The sequence below is a fragment of the Selenomonas sp. oral taxon 149 str. 67H29BP genome (genome assembly GCF_000146365.1).
GTDB lineage: Bacteria > Bacillota > Negativicutes > Selenomonadales > Selenomonadaceae > Centipeda > Centipeda felix.
In genome coordinates this window covers 2,167,812-2,184,073 of the sequence record NZ_GL397087.1, presented here as the reverse complement: position 1 = coordinate 2,184,073, position 16,262 = coordinate 2,167,812, and the positions used below count along the sequence as shown (strand labels likewise).

The window sequence follows — 16,262 nt, the reverse complement described above, 5'->3', positions numbered from 1 at the left end:
ATCATTCCCTCAAAAGCAGTTCCGCCAGCCGCTCCGCTGTCGCCGGAATGATGTCGTCCGGCACGCTCTGTCCGTTGGAGAGAAACGAAAGAGGCAGTCCGCGGTTGGCAAGAAGATTGAGCACCATCCCGAACGTCTGCGTCTCATCCATTTTCGTAAAGATGATGCAGTCGGGTTTGCACGGAGCAAAGCGTTCAATGATCTGCACGGCATCCTGCTCCTTCGTCGTCGCGCTGACGACGAGGTGCTTCTCCATCCGCGCATACGCGGCAAGCAGCGAGGTCAGCTCCTCCATCTGGAATTCGTTGTACTGGCTGCGCCCCGCCGTATCCACGAGGACAAAATCCTTGCTGCGGTGACGCGCAATCGCCTTTTTGAGATCTGTTGCCGAGTAGACGACCTCGACGGGAAGCCCCAGAATCTCCGCATATTTTTTGAGCTGCTCCACCGCCGAGATGCGATAGGTATCTGCCGTGATAAGCGCTCCCTTGAGATTCTGCTCCAGCACAAAATGCGCGGCGATTTTTGCGAGTGTCGTTGTCTTACCGACGCCCGTCGTGCCGATGAAGGCATAGACACGCGCGCCGTGCGTCCCGGGTTTCAGTCCATCGGTGAACTGCATCACCTGTGACAGGTAGCCCGCCAAAACACCTGCAGCGCGGGGGTCAAGGCTGTCGAGATTCGCATCGGCGATGGGAATCTTCCCCGCCATATCCTCGCACAGTTCCTCACGGACATCCTGCTTGACGAGCGCATCACGGATGGAGACCACCTCTTTGGGTTTGTTTGCCGCCATCATGGAGGCGAGCATCGTCTTCATCTGCGCAAGCTCATCCTCGAGCATGCGGATGCGCTCTGCCGAGCGGTCCTCATCTGCCACAGGGGCAGATGGCTGGGCTGCTGGCAGCTCTGCCACAGGCGTGGGCTGAGGCACCGTCTCATAGGCGGGTGCCTGCGCCGGAGCAGCGACAGGGGGCTGTGCCGGCGGAACATAGCCATCCTGCGGATAGGCGGGTGCCGGGGGTACCGGTGGTTCCACCGGTGTAGCAGGCGGCGCTGCATAGGGCAGCTGCACCACGTCGGGGGCGTAGACATCGTACACGGGCCCCGCCTGAGGGGCGGCTCCTCCCTCTGAACCTGCCGTTTCATTCATCCGATATCGGTTCACCACATTGGTCGGCAGGATCGGCGATGCCGGGGGAACATAGGCCGGAGACGGCTGCGGCGCCCGCTGCTGTGATTCATCCACCGCAGCAGTCACCTCGATCATCTCCGCGCCGCCAAGAACACCCCCCTCACGATATTTCTTCGTGTGGAGGAGCACGGCATTACTGCCGAGTTCGTCCTTGATCTGCTCCATGGCCTCCTTGACCGAGGATGCGCGTACCGTTTTAACCTGCACTTAGATCTTCACCACCCCAAGGATTTGAATTTCAACATTCTGTTCGATTTCCGCGTGCGAGAGAACAATGAGGCCCGCGATCGAGCGCTCAACTAAATTACGGAAATACGGACGCACCGTCGGACTCGTGAGCACAATCGGCTGATAGCCCTGATCAGTCAGCTTACGGAGCTGTTCCTGCAGCGCCGTAAGGAGTTTCTGCATCGTATCAGGGTCGAGGCTGACATAGGAGCCATGCTCGGTCCGCTGTACGCTGCCCGCGATCTTGTTCTCGATGGCAGGATCAAGCGTAATGCAGGGGAGCACCCCGTTCTGGACGTTCTGCTGCGTGATCTGCCGCGCCATGGCGTGACGGACATACTCCGTCAGGACGTCCGTATCCTTCGTTGCTGGCGCGTAGTCGGCAAGCACCTCCAGAATCGTGCTCATATCGCGGATCGAGATGCGCTCGCTCAGGAGATTGGCGAGCACCTTCTCCACTTCGCCCACGGTGAGCAGATTCGGAACGACCTCCTCGACGAGAGCCGCGTTGGTCTTCTGGAGATTGTCGAGCAGGTTCTGCGTCTCCTGACGCCCGAGGATCTCCGCCGCATGCTCCTTGATGATCTCCGTCAGGTGGGTGGCGAGCACGGAGACCGCATCCACGACCGTGTAGCCGTTCAGCTCCGCCTGCTCGCGTTCGTTCTCCGAGATCCAGAGTGCGGGGAGACCGAACGCCGGCTCCGTCGTCTCGATGCCCGGCACCTCCTCAAAGACGGTTCCCGAGTTCATCGCGAGATAGTGGTCGAGCATCAGCTCGCCGCGCGCAATCTCCACGCCCTTCAGCTTGATGATGTAGGCATTGGGTTTGATCTGGATATTGTCGCGGATGCGGATGGTCGGCACGACGAGTCCGAGCTCCAGTGCACATTGGCGGCGAATCATGACGATGCGGTCGAGGAGATCGCCGCCCTGCCCCGTATCGACGAGCGGGATAAGGCTGTAGCCGATCTCGAGCTCCATCGGATCAACCTGCAGGAGCGAGACGATATTTTCGGGCGTCGTTGCTTCCTTCTTTGCCTTGGCTTTCTGCTCGACCTGCTGGACTTCCTGCTCCACCGCCTGACCACGATGGAGATTCCATGCGATGAAGCCGCAGAGTGCCGCGAGGGTAAAGAACGGAATGCCCGGCAGTCCCGGCATGATGGCGAGGAAAAGGAGCACACCCGTGAGAATCATAAAGATGCGCGCGTTGCGGAAGAGCTGCTTGACGAGATCGCCGCCGAGGTTCCCCTCTGCCGCCGAGCGCGTGACGATGATACCGGTTGCCGTCGATATGAGGAGCGCAGGGATCTGTGCGACGAGCCCCTCACCAACAGTCAGCAGCGTATAGGTCTGGAGTGCCTGCGCCGCATCCATATCGCGCTGGAGCATCCCAATGACAAAACCGCCGCCGATGTTAATCATCATGATGACAATGGCGGCGATGGCATCGCCCTTGACAAACTTCGATGCACCGTCCATTGCGCCGAAGAAGTCCGACTCGCGCTGCACCTTCTCGCGGCGGCGCTTCGCCTCCGCATCTGTAATTGCCCCTTGATTGAGATCCGCGTCGATCGCCATCTGTTTGCCTGGCATCGCATCGAGGGTGAAGCGCGCCGACACCTCAGCAACGCGTTCCGAGCCCTTCGTGATAACGATGAAGTTCACAATGACGAGAATAACGAACACGATAAAGCCGACGACCGCATTGCCGCCGACAACAAAATTTCCGAATGCCGTAATGACCTCGCCGGCGTTCGCATTGAGCAGAATCAGACGCGTTGACGAGATATTCAGCGCCAGCCGAAAGAGCGTCGTAATGAGGAGGAGCGATGGAAAGACGGATAGATCCAGTGCCTCCACATTGTAGATCGCCGACATGACGACGAGCAATGCAATGGTGATATTGAGACAGATCAGGACATCCAATAAGACCGTCGGCAGTGGAATGATCATCATAATGACGATCGTCACGATGGCGACGGCGATCAGAACATCGCTGTATCGCTGTATGAAACTGCCGGACGAAAGAGGATTTACACTGCCGGTCTGCGGTGCTGCCATGCTCTTACTCACTCCCCTTGTTCCCGTTTCTCTTACGTGGATATATGATCCACCATATAACATTATATCAAATATTGAAATCTCGTCAAATGATAAATGTGTTCTTAGAGTACCGATTGTACAGGTGTATCAAAGTCTGTCCGAGTGGCATAGAAGTTCGTTCTGCTTCCACTGTTTTCCTTACGCTCCGCGTCGTGCATGCTTCAGGCGGTAGACGTATGCCAGCACTTCAGCGACCGCTTGGTAGAGCTCCTGCGGAATCGCATCACCGATCTGCACGGCCGCATAGATGGCACGCGCGAGCGGTTTGTTCTCGATGATCGGGACACGCGCCTCACGTGCGATCTCCTTGATGCGCTGCGCAACGAGATCCTGTCCCTTCGCAACGACCAGCGGCGCCGACATCCCCTGCTGATAGGAGAGTGCAATCGCATAGTGGGTCGGGTTTGTGACGATGACATCCGCCTTCGGCACTTCCTTCATCATACGCGCCATCGCCATCTGCCGCTGTTTCTGGCGAATCTTTCCCTTGATCTGCGGGTCGCCTTCAGACTGCTTCATCTCATCCTTGACTTCCTGTTTGGTCATCTTGAGATCCTGCGTCGTCTGCCACTTCTGGTAGCCATAGTCCATGAGCGCCATAATCATGATGACACCGATAACGATGAACGCCATCTGGAAGATGATCTCCGCCACAAGTGCAAGGCTCGTTGTCAGGTCGAAGAACATGAACTGCGGCATCGCGAGAATCTGTTCATGGATGAATCGGTAGAGAAAAAAACCAATGACGAGAATCTTGAAGAATGACTTCGCCAGCTCGACGAGCGAACGCTTGGAGAAGATGCGCCCGAAGCCGTTGATTGGATTCAACTTGTCCAGTTTGAACTCAATGGACTCGGTGTTGAACGTGAGCCCGACCTGAAAGAAATTGATCGCCAAGCCGATCAGCATGATCGCAAACATGACGGGAAAGGCGGTCTTGGCGAGCACAACAATGATGCCGATAAAGATGTGAATAATGTTCTCAGTGTCGACGCTCTGGTTCAGATTTGTGAACACATACGTGGTATAGGATGCAATCGAAAGATAGATCGAGTCCCACAGGAGCTTCAGTGTAAAGAACCCCACGAGCAGTACGAATGCCGTGTTCAGCTCCTGGCTGCGTCCGACCTGCCCCTTCTTTCGCGCGTCGGCGCGTTTCTTCGCCGTCGGCTCTTCCGTCTTTTCCCCGCCTGCGAAACGCTGGAGGTCAAAGACGAACGTCGCCCTATTGGAGGGCGCGTATCGCAAGTGATATATTTCCATACATTTCATTGAACAGCACATCCAGGAATAAGACATAGAACGGAATGATCATTGAGAGCACGGTGATGCCGATCATCAGCTGCATTGGAATGCCGACAACAAAGATGTTCATCTGCGGCATCGTACGCGAGAGGATACCAAGCCCCACATTCGTGAGAAGAATGGCGAAGGTGATCGGCATGGCGATCTTCATGCCCGTGAGAAAGATCGTGCCCGTGAAGTTTGCTATGAGCATCGCCAGCGACAGATTCCCCTCCATCCCTGCAATGGGAACGACGCGAAAGCTCTCAACGAGTGCCGCCAGAATCATGTGATGTCCGTTCGTCGCAAGGAGAACGATCACCGCCAAATTATAAAGAAAACTTCCGATAAGCGGTATCTGCTGACCGGAAGTCGGGTCGACAACATTGACGATGGCAAACCCCACCTGCATATCCATGACCTTCCCCGCCATCGTGATGGCGGCAAAGGAGATATACGCCACGAAGCCGATCAGCCAACCGATAAAGAGTTCACCGAGGGCAGTCACGCCGAACATGATGACATTCTCCGGGACATAGGGCGTTCCCAGCCCATCCACCACCGGAAAGAGCAGGATCGTGATGGCGAGTGCCGTACCTACGCGAAAATAGATGGAGATGTTCATACTGCCAAAGAACGGCGAGATGAGGAAAATTCCGCTGACCCGCACAAGCATCAGCAGGAATACGGCAATATGTCCCTGAAGCAGCTCATACAGATCCATGTGCTGCCCTCCTCATCGCAGGTACATGGGGAGGTTGATAAAGACGTTCGATACGTACTCCACCATGATGCGCAGCATCCAAGGGCCGAAGATCAGAATGGCGACAAACACTGCAATAATCTTCGGAATGAACGCCAGCGTCTGCTCCTGAATCGACGTCGTCGCCTGGAACACCGCGACCAAGAGGCCGACGATCAGACCAAGCCCGAGCATCGGAGCGGAGACCAGAAGGACGATCATGAGAGCTTCCTGTGCGAGCTGAATGACCAAATCTCCGGACATATCAGCGCCTCCCCATCAGCGGAAACTCATGATGAGCGACTGAATCAAGAGATGCCACCCATCGACCATAACGAACAGCAGAATCTTAAACGGCAGGGAGATCATGACCGGCGGCAGCATCATCATACCCATGGACATGAGGGTACTCGCGACGATCATATCGATGACGATAAACGGAATATAGATCATAAAGCCGATCTGGAATGCTGTCTTAAGCTCACTGATGATGAACGCGGGGATGAGCGTAAACGTCGACACATCCTCCGGACCATCAGGACGCGGCGCATCCGACAGGTTGACAAAGAGTGCGAGATCAGACTCCCGCGTCTGACGCAGCATGAATTCACGCATTGGGTCTACGATGTTCTCCAGCGCCTGCTCCTGTGTAATCTGTCCCTCAAGATAGGGCTGTATGCCGTTCTCGTTTGCCTGCCCCCAGTAGGGTGCCATGATGTAGAACGTCAGAAACAGCGACAGCGCAATAACCACCTGATTCGGCGGCACATTCTGTGTCGAGAGTGCGTTGCGCAGGAAGCCGATGACCACAACGATGCGGACGAAGGACGTCGTCATGACAAAGATTGCGGGCGCAAGCGACATGACCGTGAGCACGGCAAGCACCTGCATGCTGGTCGCAACATCCTGCGGATTGTTGGACGTTCCGACCCCGACGTTGACCGTCGGGATCAGCGGGGCAGCAGACGCCTGCCCCACACCGAGGAGCAGGAACGCCGCAGCACCCAAGATCGGAAAAATGCGCCCCAATTCCCTTCCCCCATTCCTCTCCGTCCGCCTACTTTCGGAAAAGCGGCGGGATTTTCTGCACGAAATCCGAAAGAGATCCGAACTGCTCGCTGAATACGCCGCCCTCCATCGGAGCGGCACTGCGGATCTCCTCAAGTGTCTCGGGGTCGTCGATCTCCGTGATCAGACGAATGTTGGCATCCGTCACACCGAGCACGAAGACACGCCCGAAAAGCTCCACCACGCAGACCGACCGATTCGGACCAAGTGGCAGCTGTAAGTAGACCTGTCCGCCACGCGCCGCAAGCGTGCGCATGGAGCTCTTGCCAAAGGCGCGTGCAACGAGGTAGGCGAGGATGACCACGAATGCAAAGACAGCAAAAAGGCTGACCACATAGGCGACCGTCGACCACCATGATACGGCCGACGGGCGCGGGTCAGCCTCTTGATATCCGGCTAAATATCCACCGCCCGTCTCACCTGCGGCAGACACATCCCCTATACACAGAGCAAAGAGCACGCATCCGAGCAGCAAGGACAGAGTCAATATCCACGCACGCATCAGCCGACGGCTTTGCGGATTGCCTCCAGAACGCGGTCTGCCTGGAACGGCTTCACGATGAAGTCGCGTGCCCCCGCCTGGATGGCCTCAATAACCATGGCCTGCTGTCCCATCGCGCTGCACATAACAACCTTGGCGCCCGGATCGACCTTCTTGATCTCCTTGACTGCTGTGATGCCATCCATCTCCGGCATCGTAATATCCATTGTCACGAGATCCGGCTTGAGTTCCTGGTACTTCTCCAGTGCCTTCATGCCGTTCTCTGCCTCACCAACGATCTCATAACCGTTCTTCGACAGGATGTCCTTCACCATCATTCGCATAAAAGCTGCATCATCAACGACCAGAACGCGAGTTGCCATTTTCTCATCTCTCCTTAATCCGACAGAACATCCCCTATTCCCAAGGGCATTACCTGCACACAGCGGTGCTTACTGAATCGCTCTCATTATAGCGAAATATGCCTTCGGTGACAAGGATTTTCTACACTTCTCTTTCCGGCAAATTGCATAACTATGCCGCAACTCCCCGGGGAATACGGATCAGCACGACTGTCCCGTACTTCTTCAAGACATTCTTTCCGTCACTGGAGACGTGCCGCACGCTCAAGCGGGCTGACAATCTCCGTGATGCGGACGCCGAAGTTCTCGTCGATGACAACAACTTCCCCCTTTGCCAGATACTTTCCGTTGACCATGATGTCCACGGTCTCTCCGGCAAGTTTATCAAGCTCCACGATCGACCCTTTCGTCAGATCGAGGATCTCCTTGATGGACTTCTTTGTACGGCCGAGCTCAACATTGACCTGCAGAGGTACGTCGAGAATTAGGCCGATATTGGCATCATTGACCTGCACCGGTACCGTGCTGAGCGGCGTAAACTGCGCAGACTGTACGGGGACATTCGATGCGACATGTGGCTGCATAGGCTGTGCTCCATATCCATTACTTGCCGGCGCCGCAGCAGCTGCTGCCGGTGCCGAAGCGGGTGCTGCGGCAGGTGCCGCCGGCGGCGGTGCCGCAGCGGCTGCGATGGCTTCTTCCTCATCGTCAACATCGGGCTGCTGGTTCATCAGTGCATCGACCATCTCACGCGCGACATCGAGCGGCAGAAGCTGCATGATCTCGCTGTCGATGAGGCCATCCACCTCCATGCGAAACGATGCCTGCACGATGGGGTCCGCCTTGTCGAGCAGCTTTGAGACGACTTCCTCCGTCCCGAGATCGACGAGCGTCACAACGGGCGGAGTGATATCCACCTTCTTGTTGAACATCGAGGAGAGCGCGGTCGCAACGCTGCCCATCATCTGATTCATGGACTCGCTGACCGCACTCATGTGGATCTCGCTAAGTTCCTCGTCGGGGTTTGTCCCGTCGTTGCCCATCATCAGATCGGCAATGATCGCCGCGTCCTTTGCCTGGATGCAGAGAACATTGTTGCCCTCGATGCCGATGCTGTAGCCGACCTCGACCACGAGGAATGGGATGGGGTACTTCTCCTTCAGCTGGCGCATGTTGGAGATGGAGACCGTCGGCGTCGTGATCGACACCTTGCGTCCAAGGAGGACGGAGAGTGTCGTCGCCGCACCACCCATGGAGATATTGCCGATCTCACCGAGGGCATCCCGCTCCATATCCGTTATCGTATCTCCGGTGGGAGACGCACCTGCAGCAGATGCGTCGTCCGAGGCTGCCGCGTCATCCGCAGGCGCATCATCGCCGCCTCCACCGCTCAGGAGGGCGTCTATCTCCTCCTGTGAGATCATATCGTCACTCATTCGCGTCGTCCTCCCCTTCTATAATCCCGGAAATCTGTACGGCCATGCGCTTTCCGGCCGTACCCGGACGCGCGAGGAACTTTGGATTCGACCCGACGTAGCAGACCAGCTCATCCTTTGTCAGGGTATCGAGCTGGAGAACATCACCAAACCCAAGAGTCAGGAACTCGTTGATTGTCACGTGGATCTCACCGAGCTGCACTGTGAACGGCACAGAGGTGCGCTCAATCTTGCGCTGCAGTTCCGCAACCTGTTCCGGCGAGCTCTCACGATCCATGGAGGATGCCACCCAGAACGATGTCGTCAGCTTCGACATCACCGGTTCGAGCACCAGATATGGGATACAGATGTTCATCATGCCCTCGACCTCGCCCATCTTGATATGGATCGTGATGAGCACGACCATATCGCTCGGCGGAACAATCTGGGCAAACTGTGGGTTCGTCTCCATCGTCTCGAAGTTCGGACGGAACTCTACGACGTTGCTCCACGCCTCTCGAAAATAGTTCGTCACCGTATCGATGAACCGGCGCATCACCGCCGCCTCAATATCCGTCAGTACACGGGGCTTCACGCCCGGCCTGCCCTCACCACCGAAGATGCGGTCGATGTAGGCAAGCGAAATGTCCGTACTGAGCTCGATGATGATGTTTCCTTTCAGCGGCGGCAGTGCAAGGATGCCGATCACGGACGGGTTAGCCATGGATTGAACGAATTCCTGATACGTCATCTGCTCGACGGACAGCACCTCGATGTCGATCATCGTGCGCAGGCTCGCCGACAAATAGGTATTCAGGAGACGCGAAAAGCTCTCATGCAGCATGAACAGTGTCCGCATCTGATCCTTGGAGAACCTGTCCGGCCGTTTGAAGTCGTAGACCTTGACCTTGCGTTCCTCTTCCTCCGCCTTGACTTCCTCGGCGGAAACCGAGCCATCCGAAAGTGCCGAAAGAAGCTTGTCTATTTCGGATTGAGACAGTACGTCCTCAGCCAAGACTCTTCCCCCTTCCCTTTGTGCAGCACTTCATCGAACTTACTGCAGCAGGAAGCTCGTGATGTAAACATCGTAGACAGATCCCTGTCCAAGGCGGTCATTCAGGGCATCTTTCAGCTGCTTCTTCAGCGCGTCCTGCTTGGTTGCGTCGAACTCCTCAAGCGGCGCAGCACGCAGGAACTGCATCGTCGTATCGAGAATCTTCGTCTCCGCGACGGGGTTGACCTTGCCGTCCTTCACCACATCGGACTTGCCGGGATTGAGCTCCATGACAATGCCCGCCTTGAGATACTTGCCGGCACGACCGCCGCCGACATTGACCAAGATGCCTTCCTTCGGATCGCCGAGCTTGTAGAACACGCCCGGATCATGGCTCGCCTTGCTGCTGCCTCCATCCTCTGCATGAGACGGGGACTCCGCCTGTGAGAAGATGTAGTATGAGATCCCTCCGGCTGCTGCCACTGCAACGAGAACCGCCACAACCACCACGACGATCATCATCAACATCGGTGATTTCTGCTTCGGCTGTTCTGCTACCTGCTCTTCCTTTTCCTCCGCCATGAGTAAATTCCCTCCCTAAAAATGACTACGAAGCCGCAGCGGCTCCACACCGGGGCACTCCCTTGCCGCATAGAAGAACACTGTTCTTTCATTATAGCAAAGGAATAGAAATTCGCCAACTAATTTTGATAGAGCGCACGCCGATACTTTACCGTGCGGCGCACGATTTCCTCCATCGGCTCCTCGACGATCAGCTTTTTTCCGTTGGTGAGTGTGATGACCGTGTCCGGTGTCTCCTCGATGCTTTCGATGATCTCTGCATTGAGGACAAACTCGCCCTTCTTGTTCGTCTTGGAGTTGAACTTCGTCAGCATGATCATGACAGGCTTCCCCTCCATTCCCTTTTTTCAGTCTTCCCTACGTACAGAAAAAGCATTGAAAACTCTACCTGATATACTTTCGCCGTCGTCTTCACTTTTCCTTTTTTTTACGACGTTTTTTTCATCACAGCTTAAATTTTTAACAAAAAAATATATCGCCAAAAAATCATCCGAGCTGCGCGAGAAATGCCAATGAGCGAAGCGGTCGGCCGACGAGTTCCTGCACATGGGCGAGCACCAGACTCTCCGCCGCCATCAGTGTGCCCCCGCGCACACGCAGCGGCGCGGGATGCTTCCAGTCAATCTGCCGTAGTTCCGTGAGCAGCGTGCGCAGCTCTGCGGAAAACGGCATGGCTCCCTCCCCCGCACAGTCCGCGCAGAGCGCGCCGCCCTCCGCTGCGTGAAAGACCGCATCGCCTGAGATTTTAGTGCCGCAGTGAAGGCAGTGATCATAGGTCTGCTGCAGCCCTGCCGCATCCAGCGTGCGCAGCACGGCAGCAAGCGCGGTAACACGCGGCTGCCGCGTCTCAAACGCCGTCATGATCTGCGCGAGTGCATCGAAAAACGTCTCATCTTCTACGCCCTCGGGCATGAACGCACAGACGACCTCCGCTGTAAAGGTCGCATAGGCGAGCGCCGCGAGATCATCCGCGATCCGATGGTGAGAAGCGCGTACGGATGCCGTCTTGACTGTCTCAAGCCGCGTCCCCTCCGCGAGCTGCAGATCCGCATGGACGAACAGCTGCATTGCCCCGGCCAGTGGGCTGCGCGGGCGGCGGCAGCCGAATGCCGCCGCGCGCACGAGCCCATGTTCCTTCGTATATAGCGTCACGACCTTGTCCGCCTCGCCCCAGCTGCGTGTACCGAGGACGATCCCCTCCGCTCCGTAGATTGCCATCTACGCGTGCCTCTCCGGTCCGTCGTCCATCGCAGCAGGCGTCTTGCGGACATTCTTCTGTGTGATGTCCTTTTTTCGCTCCGCCATCGGCATCACCGCTCCCGCCGTCAGCATATACTGGAGCGCCTCCTCCTTCGATATGTTGATCGTCACGGCATCCTCCTCACGCACGAGGAGCGTCGTCCCCGAGGTCATATTGAGGCTCCACGGGATAAAGACGCAGAGATAGCCGCCGCCCAGTGCCTCCTGAAAGCGCGGCGGCAGATCCGCCATAACGAAGCCGAGGGCGCGCCCGCCCATGTACGGCACATGAACGACATGCGTGAAATTACTGCTCGAGTCGAGCACCGCCTCGGAGAGCCGCTTGACACTCGTATAGATAAATTTGACGAACGGGATCGTCCCGATCATCGTCTCGCCGAGAGAGATCAGCTTCGCGAGCGCCCAGTTCGTCGAGCCCCAACCGACGAGATAGATCACCGCCATGAGCGTGATGATCCCCATGCCCGGAAAGTAGAACGGCAAATACTGCCCAAGTACCCCCTCGGTGAATCGCAGCGTCCACTCGATGACGAACGCCGTGATGACAACAGGGACGAGCACGAGCAGCCCGTTGACAAAGCGGCGCGAGATACGCCGCATCGCGTGCCGATAGATATGCCCCAGCTGGCCTCTCATCGCTTCCGCCCCCTTTCCTTCTCATGCGGCGCGGCGGTCAGTCCTCCTCGGCAAAGCCGAAGTCGCGCAGCGCTCCCGTCTTGCTGCGCCAGTCCTTGCGCACCTTGACCCAGAGATCGAGATAGGCCTTCGCACCGAGCAGCGTCTCGACATCCGCACGTGCCCGCTGCCCGATCGTCCGCAGCAGTGCGCCGCGTGTCCCGATGATAATCCCCTTCTGTGATCTGCGCTCGACGTAGATCACGGCACGGATGTAGACATCCCCCTTAGGGCGCGTCGTCATCTCCTCGATGTCCACGGCGACGGCATGGGGCACCTCGTCCCGCGTCAGTTCAAGCACCTTTTCACGCACGAGTTCCGCAATAATCAGCCGCTCGGGCTGATCGGTCACCATGTCCTCGGGGTAGTACTGCGGCCCCTCGGGAAGTTTTTCCTTGATCTCATCGACCAGCCCTGTGAGATTCTCCTCCTCGCGCGCCGAGATCGGGACAATCGCTGCAAAATCATACGCCTTCGCATAGGAGGCGATCACGGGCAAGCTCTCCTCACGTGGGATGCGGTCGATCTTGTTTACGGCGAGAAGAACGGGCGCGTGTACCTGTGCAAGCTGTACGAGGATATAGCGCTCGCCTGCCCCCATCTTCTCCGTCACATCCACGACGAAGACGACGACATCCACGCCGCGCAGAGCTCCCTCCGTCGCCTTCGCCATATAGCTGCCAAGCGCATCCTGCGGCTTGTGGATGCCGGGCGTATCGAGGAAGATGATCTGTGCGTCCTTCTCCGTCAGGATGCAGAGGATGCGGCTGCGCGTCGTCTGTGGCTTATCGCTCATGATCGCGATCTTCTGCCCGATCAGTGCGTTGATCAGCGTGGACTTCCCGACATTCGGCCGTCCGACGACGGCGACAAATCCCGATTTATGTGTGCTCATCGTGCAATCCCCAGTACATCCATCACATGCCTCTGCTCCTCTTCCATTTCCACCCGATCTTCCTCCTCGATATGGTCATAGCCGAGGAGGTGCAGCATCCCGTGCACCGTGAGAAAGGAAAGCTCCCGCAGAACGCTGTGTCCATACTCCTCCGCCTGTGCCGCCACACGCTCAAGTGAGATCACGAGATCGCCGAGCACCACGCCGTACGGCGCGTCGAGAATCGCGGGTTCCTCGCTCTCCGTAAGGGCAAAGGAGAGGACATCCGTCGGACGATCTACACTGCGATAGTCACGGTTGAGCACGTGGATGTGCGCATCATCCGTCAGCGTCACACTGACCTCTGCATCCATTACGCCGTACAGCTCTCCGACCGTCAGCACGGCACGGCGCACAGCGTCCAGAGCTTCCTGTGGTACGTCAAGATTTTCCGGCTCTTTTCCGATCGTGATCTCCATCGTGCTTCTCCCGTCTCTTTTCCCATACACCGTACGCCTCAACGATCCGCGTGACGACCTCGTGGCGGATGATGTCGACTGGCTCAAGGCGCACGACACTGACGCCCTTCACACCCCGCAGGATCTGACACGCCTGCCGCAGCCCGGAGACCGTACCACGCGGCAAATCGACCTGCTCGAGGTCCCCCGTCACGACCATGCGCGATCCGAAGCCGAGGCGCGTGAGGAACATCTTCATCTGCGCACCCGTCGTATTCTGCGCCTCGTCGAGGATGACGAATGCGTCCTCAAGTGTACGCCCGCGCATGTAGGCGAGCGGCGCCACCTCGATCAGCTGACGGCTCATCATCTTCTGATAGCCCTCCGTCCCGAGGATGTCCTGCAGGGCATCGTAGAGCGGGCGCAGGTAGGGGTTGATCTTCTCCGTCAGATCCCCCGGCAGGAAGCCGAGATGTTCCCCCGCCTCCACCGCAGGGCGCGTGAGGATGATGCGGCTGACCTCACGGTTGCGGAGTGCCGCCACTGCCATGACGACGGCGAGATAGGTTTTTCCCGTTCCCGCAGGCCCCACGCCGAGCGTCACGGCATTCCGACGGATCGCCGCAAGATAGTCGCGCTGGCCGACGGTCTTCGCGCGCACCTCCCGCCCCTTTGCCGTCACGAGCAGCACCTCGAAGTGGAGGTCATGCAGCTCCTCCGTGCGTCCTGTCCGCACCATGCGTGCCCCGTAGTGCACCTCATGCGTCGTCAGGCGCATCCCCTGCCGATGGCAGAAGAGCAGCTCGCCGATGAGCGTCCGCACCGCGGCGACATCCACTTCTGCGCCCGTCACCGCAATGCTGTTGCCGCGGCTCACCATGCGGCAGGAGAAGTCCTCCTGCATGATTTGCAGGAAGGCGTCGCGATCGCCGAGAATCGCATACGCCTCCTGCTGATCCTTAAATTCGATGATATCTGTCGTCTCCGCCAAAGGCAGTCTCTCCTATATAAAATACTCGATGGTCGTGTCCGCCGTACGTCTTGTCCGCAGGTCAAAGAGCAGCACCGCCTCACGCGATGCCACGGGACCGAGCGCGTACAGCTCCTTCGTCTCGCGGTTGAAGCAGGAAAAGGGCACGACGCGGTTGTACTCATGCGGATGTTCACACGTCACCTCGATGCCCTCGCGCGCAAAGGCAGGCTCTGTCTCCTTCACATAGTACGGGTCAAAAAGACGGATGCGATCCCCCGTCACGCCCGTGAGAAGCGCATAGTGCTCGACCTCGTAAAAGAGGCGCACGACCGCGACGCCACCGCGCACGAGCGCATCGTTGACGTGGCCGTGCGCGTCGATGCGCACGCTGTGCCCCGCAATATACTGGCAGGTCAGGGGGAACTGCGTAGCACGCGAGAACCCTTCAAGCCAGTTCGCGAGGTACATCATCGCCATGCGCGAGGTCCCCTCCTTGCATGCCGTGCCATCCATCCCGTAGCAATCGAGGGAGTAGAGCATGACGCTGCGGATGACCTCGGGCGGGATCTCAGCACGCGGAAAGAGATAGCTCATCGCGTCGAGCAGCGCTGTCGGGCCGCAGTCATACTCCGACATTTGATAGCGCAGAGGAATCTTCATGTATACCCCCCTTTCCGCAGGAGATTCGGCGTCAGGATTGCGAGGATGACGAGCACAATCCCGCCCGCCTGCACGGGGGAAAAATGCGTGCCAAAGATCAGCCATGCAAAGAAAACGCTCGCAACCGGCTCGATTGTCGCCGTGATCGCCGTCTCCGCTGGGCTGAGCCAGCGCAGCCCCAAGGCGAACGCAAAGAAGGCGACCACCGTTCCAAGTCCGATGATCACAAAGAGATCAAACCATGTCTGCGCCGTAAAGAACGCGCCGACATCTGCGATCGCCTGCGTCGCGGGCAGCAGGGCAATCCCCCCGAAAAGCATGCAGACAGCAAGCAGGAAGAAGCGGTCAAAGCGCCGCAGAAGATGTACGGGATAGATCATCGCAAAGACAAACGTCGCCCCTGAGATGAGACTCCAAACGACGCAGTCCGAGGGGACAGAGAGCCGCGTGAGATCGCCGCCCGTCACGAGGAGGAACACCCCCGCCACGGCGGCGGCCACGGTCAGCATCTCTGCCATACGCGGCAGCCGCCGATGGCGCGCGGCGAGATAGAGGATCATCAGTGCGGGGCTCGTCGAGCAAATCACCGTCGTCGCCGCCGCATCCCCCGCCGCAATCCCCTTGAAATACGAGAACTGCACGATCATGATGCCCAGGATGCCGTGCACCGCCATGCGCAGGAGCAGACGCGGGCTGTGGCGCAGGGTACGTACGCCGCGCTGCAGTCCGCCGCTCCACCACGCGAGCAGGAAGAACAGCCCGCTCGAAAGGAAGAGTCGCACCTGCGTCAGCTCCACAGGGAGATGATGTGACTGGGCATAAAAATCCTGTGCCGCCGTCCCGCTCGCCGCCCACATCGTCCCGGCAAGCAGGACGAGAAGTACCGCCGAGACGTGCGACATCGC

19 protein-coding genes are annotated in these 16,262 nt (G+C 58.0%); all 19 read right to left on the bottom strand.

The genetic code is table 11. The features are described 5' to 3' along the window. Position 1 precedes the first annotated feature (1 nt). The 19 genes from flhF to HMPREF9166_RS10180 all read right to left on the bottom strand — a co-directional run bounded on the left by flhF (position 2) and on the right by HMPREF9166_RS10180 (position 16,259). Positions 2-1,402, bottom strand: a complete 1,401-nt coding sequence (gene flhF / locus HMPREF9166_RS10270; RefSeq protein ID WP_009753946.1) for a flagellar biosynthesis protein FlhF — start codon at positions 1,400-1,402, stop codon at positions 2-4. After that, complete coding sequence (flhA, locus tag HMPREF9166_RS10265; RefSeq protein ID WP_009753945.1) at positions 1,403-3,487, bottom strand: flagellar biosynthesis protein FlhA; 2,085 nt, start codon at positions 3,485-3,487, stop codon at positions 1,403-1,405. Positions 3,488-3,667: 180 nt separating this feature from the next. Next, positions 3,668-4,792, bottom strand: a complete 1,125-nt coding sequence (gene flhB / locus HMPREF9166_RS10260) for a flagellar biosynthesis protein FlhB (RefSeq protein ID WP_009753944.1) — start codon at positions 4,790-4,792, stop codon at positions 3,668-3,670. Further along, positions 4,755-5,537 (bottom strand): flagellar biosynthetic protein FliR, encoded by a 783-nt coding sequence (gene fliR / locus HMPREF9166_RS10255; protein WP_009753943.1) that lies wholly within the window; start codon positions 5,535-5,537, stop codon positions 4,755-4,757. The genes flhB and fliR overlap by 38 nt, the downstream gene beginning before the upstream one ends. 12 nt (positions 5,538-5,549) lie before the next feature. Continuing rightward, positions 5,550-5,819: a flagellar biosynthesis protein FliQ gene (gene fliQ, locus HMPREF9166_RS10250; protein WP_006307428.1), complete on the bottom strand. Its 270-nt coding sequence runs from the start codon at positions 5,817-5,819 to the stop codon at positions 5,550-5,552. A gap of 15 nt (positions 5,820-5,834) precedes the next feature. Then, positions 5,835-6,584 (bottom strand): flagellar type III secretion system pore protein FliP, encoded by a 750-nt coding sequence (fliP, locus tag HMPREF9166_RS10245; RefSeq protein ID WP_009753942.1) that lies wholly within the window; start codon positions 6,582-6,584, stop codon positions 5,835-5,837. Between the two features lie 28 nt (positions 6,585-6,612). Then, entirely contained in the window at positions 6,613-7,125 is a 513-nt protein-coding gene (locus HMPREF9166_RS10240; RefSeq protein WP_009753941.1) for a flagellar biosynthetic protein FliO, read from the bottom strand. Then, the gene (locus tag HMPREF9166_RS10235; protein WP_009753940.1) at positions 7,125-7,487 is read right to left on the bottom strand and encodes a response regulator; all 363 of its coding nucleotides are present in this window, start codon (positions 7,485-7,487) and stop codon (positions 7,125-7,127) included. The genes HMPREF9166_RS10240 and HMPREF9166_RS10235 overlap by 1 nt, the downstream gene beginning before the upstream one ends. Before the next feature lie 221 nt (positions 7,488-7,708). Continuing rightward, positions 7,709-8,902, bottom strand: a complete 1,194-nt coding sequence (fliY, locus tag HMPREF9166_RS10230) for a flagellar motor switch phosphatase FliY (RefSeq protein ID WP_009753939.1) — start codon at positions 8,900-8,902, stop codon at positions 7,709-7,711. Beyond that, positions 8,895-9,896: a flagellar motor switch protein FliM gene (gene fliM, locus HMPREF9166_RS10225; RefSeq protein WP_009753938.1), complete on the bottom strand. Its 1,002-nt coding sequence runs from the start codon at positions 9,894-9,896 to the stop codon at positions 8,895-8,897. Before fliM ends, fliY begins: the two co-directional genes overlap by 8 nt. Positions 9,897-9,935: 39 nt before the next feature. Continuing rightward, positions 9,936-10,457, bottom strand: coding sequence for a flagellar basal body-associated protein FliL (fliL, locus tag HMPREF9166_RS10220; RefSeq protein ID WP_009753937.1), 522 nt, complete (start codon positions 10,455-10,457; stop codon positions 9,936-9,938). Positions 10,458-10,576: 119 nt separating this feature from the next. Continuing rightward, positions 10,577-10,777 carry a flagellar FlbD family protein gene (locus tag HMPREF9166_RS10215; protein WP_039981373.1) on the bottom strand — a complete coding sequence of 67 codons (201 nt, stop codon included), beginning with the start codon at positions 10,775-10,777 and terminating at the stop codon, positions 10,577-10,579. A 166-nt stretch (positions 10,778-10,943) separates the two neighbouring features. Continuing rightward, on the bottom strand, positions 10,944-11,675 hold the full coding sequence (gene recO, locus HMPREF9166_RS10210) for a DNA repair protein RecO (protein ID WP_009753935.1): 732 nt from the start codon (positions 11,673-11,675) through the stop codon (positions 10,944-10,946). After that, on the bottom strand, positions 11,676-12,353 hold the full coding sequence (locus tag HMPREF9166_RS10205) for a DUF502 domain-containing protein (protein WP_009753934.1): 678 nt from the start codon (positions 12,351-12,353) through the stop codon (positions 11,676-11,678). It abuts the gene before it with no gap. Positions 12,354-12,390: 37 nt separating this feature from the next. Next, on the bottom strand, positions 12,391-13,287 hold the full coding sequence (gene era / locus HMPREF9166_RS10200) for a GTPase Era (protein ID WP_009753933.1): 897 nt from the start codon (positions 13,285-13,287) through the stop codon (positions 12,391-12,393). Further along, entirely contained in the window at positions 13,284-13,745 is a 462-nt protein-coding gene (gene ybeY, locus HMPREF9166_RS10195; protein WP_009753932.1) for an rRNA maturation RNase YbeY, read from the bottom strand. Before ybeY ends, era begins: the two co-directional genes overlap by 4 nt. Next, positions 13,708-14,715, bottom strand: a complete 1,008-nt coding sequence (locus HMPREF9166_RS10190; protein WP_009753931.1) for a PhoH family protein — start codon at positions 14,713-14,715, stop codon at positions 13,708-13,710. The genes ybeY and HMPREF9166_RS10190 overlap by 38 nt, the downstream gene beginning before the upstream one ends. A gap of 12 nt (positions 14,716-14,727) precedes the next feature. Then, positions 14,728-15,357, bottom strand: coding sequence for a hypothetical protein (locus HMPREF9166_RS10185; protein WP_009753930.1), 630 nt, complete (start codon positions 15,355-15,357; stop codon positions 14,728-14,730). Then, complete coding sequence (locus HMPREF9166_RS10180; RefSeq protein ID WP_009753929.1) at positions 15,354-16,259, bottom strand: DMT family transporter; 906 nt, start codon at positions 16,257-16,259, stop codon at positions 15,354-15,356. Before HMPREF9166_RS10180 ends, HMPREF9166_RS10185 begins: the two co-directional genes overlap by 4 nt. Between the last annotated feature and the right edge of the window lie 3 nt (positions 16,260-16,262).

What these genes read in the sequence shown, in the direction of transcription:
- fliY (WP_009753939.1), bottom strand. Translation starts at nt 8,902, where the DNA reads ATGAGTGACGATATGATCTCACAGGAGGAGATAGACGCCCTCCTGAGC.
- fliR (WP_009753943.1), bottom strand. Translation starts at nt 5,537, where the DNA reads ATGGATCTGTATGAGCTGCTTCAGGGACATATTGCCGTATTCCTGCTG.
- HMPREF9166_RS10240 (WP_009753941.1), bottom strand. Translation starts at nt 7,125, where the DNA reads ATGCGTGCGTGGATATTGACTCTGTCCTTGCTGCTCGGATGCGTGCTC.
- fliL (WP_009753937.1), bottom strand. Translation starts at nt 10,457, where the DNA reads ATGGCGGAGGAAAAGGAAGAGCAGGTAGCAGAACAGCCGAAGCAGAAA.
- ybeY (WP_009753932.1), bottom strand. Translation starts at nt 13,745, where the DNA reads ATGGAGATCACGATCGGAAAAGAGCCGGAAAATCTTGACGTACCACAG.
- HMPREF9166_RS10185 (WP_009753930.1), bottom strand. Translation starts at nt 15,357, where the DNA reads ATGAAGATTCCTCTGCGCTATCAAATGTCGGAGTATGACTGCGGCCCG.
- flhA (WP_009753945.1), bottom strand. Translation starts at nt 3,487, where the DNA reads ATGGCAGCACCGCAGACCGGCAGTGTAAATCCTCTTTCGTCCGGCAGT.
- HMPREF9166_RS10180 (WP_009753929.1), bottom strand. Translation starts at nt 16,259, where the DNA reads ATGTCGCACGTCTCGGCGGTACTTCTCGTCCTGCTTGCCGGGACGATG.
- era (WP_009753933.1), bottom strand. Translation starts at nt 13,287, where the DNA reads ATGAGCACACATAAATCGGGATTTGTCGCCGTCGTCGGACGGCCGAAT.
- HMPREF9166_RS10215 (WP_039981373.1), bottom strand. Translation starts at nt 10,777, where the DNA reads ATGATCATGCTGACGAAGTTCAACTCCAAGACGAACAAGAAGGGCGAG.
- fliQ (WP_006307428.1), bottom strand. Translation starts at nt 5,819, where the DNA reads ATGTCCGGAGATTTGGTCATTCAGCTCGCACAGGAAGCTCTCATGATC.
- HMPREF9166_RS10235 (WP_009753940.1), bottom strand. Translation starts at nt 7,487, where the DNA reads ATGGCAACTCGCGTTCTGGTCGTTGATGATGCAGCTTTTATGCGAATG.
- HMPREF9166_RS10205 (WP_009753934.1), bottom strand. Translation starts at nt 12,353, where the DNA reads ATGAGAGGCCAGCTGGGGCATATCTATCGGCACGCGATGCGGCGTATC.
- flhB (WP_009753944.1), bottom strand. Translation starts at nt 4,792, where the DNA reads ATGGAAATATATCACTTGCGATACGCGCCCTCCAATAGGGCGACGTTC.
- recO (WP_009753935.1), bottom strand. Translation starts at nt 11,675, where the DNA reads ATGGCAATCTACGGAGCGGAGGGGATCGTCCTCGGTACACGCAGCTGG.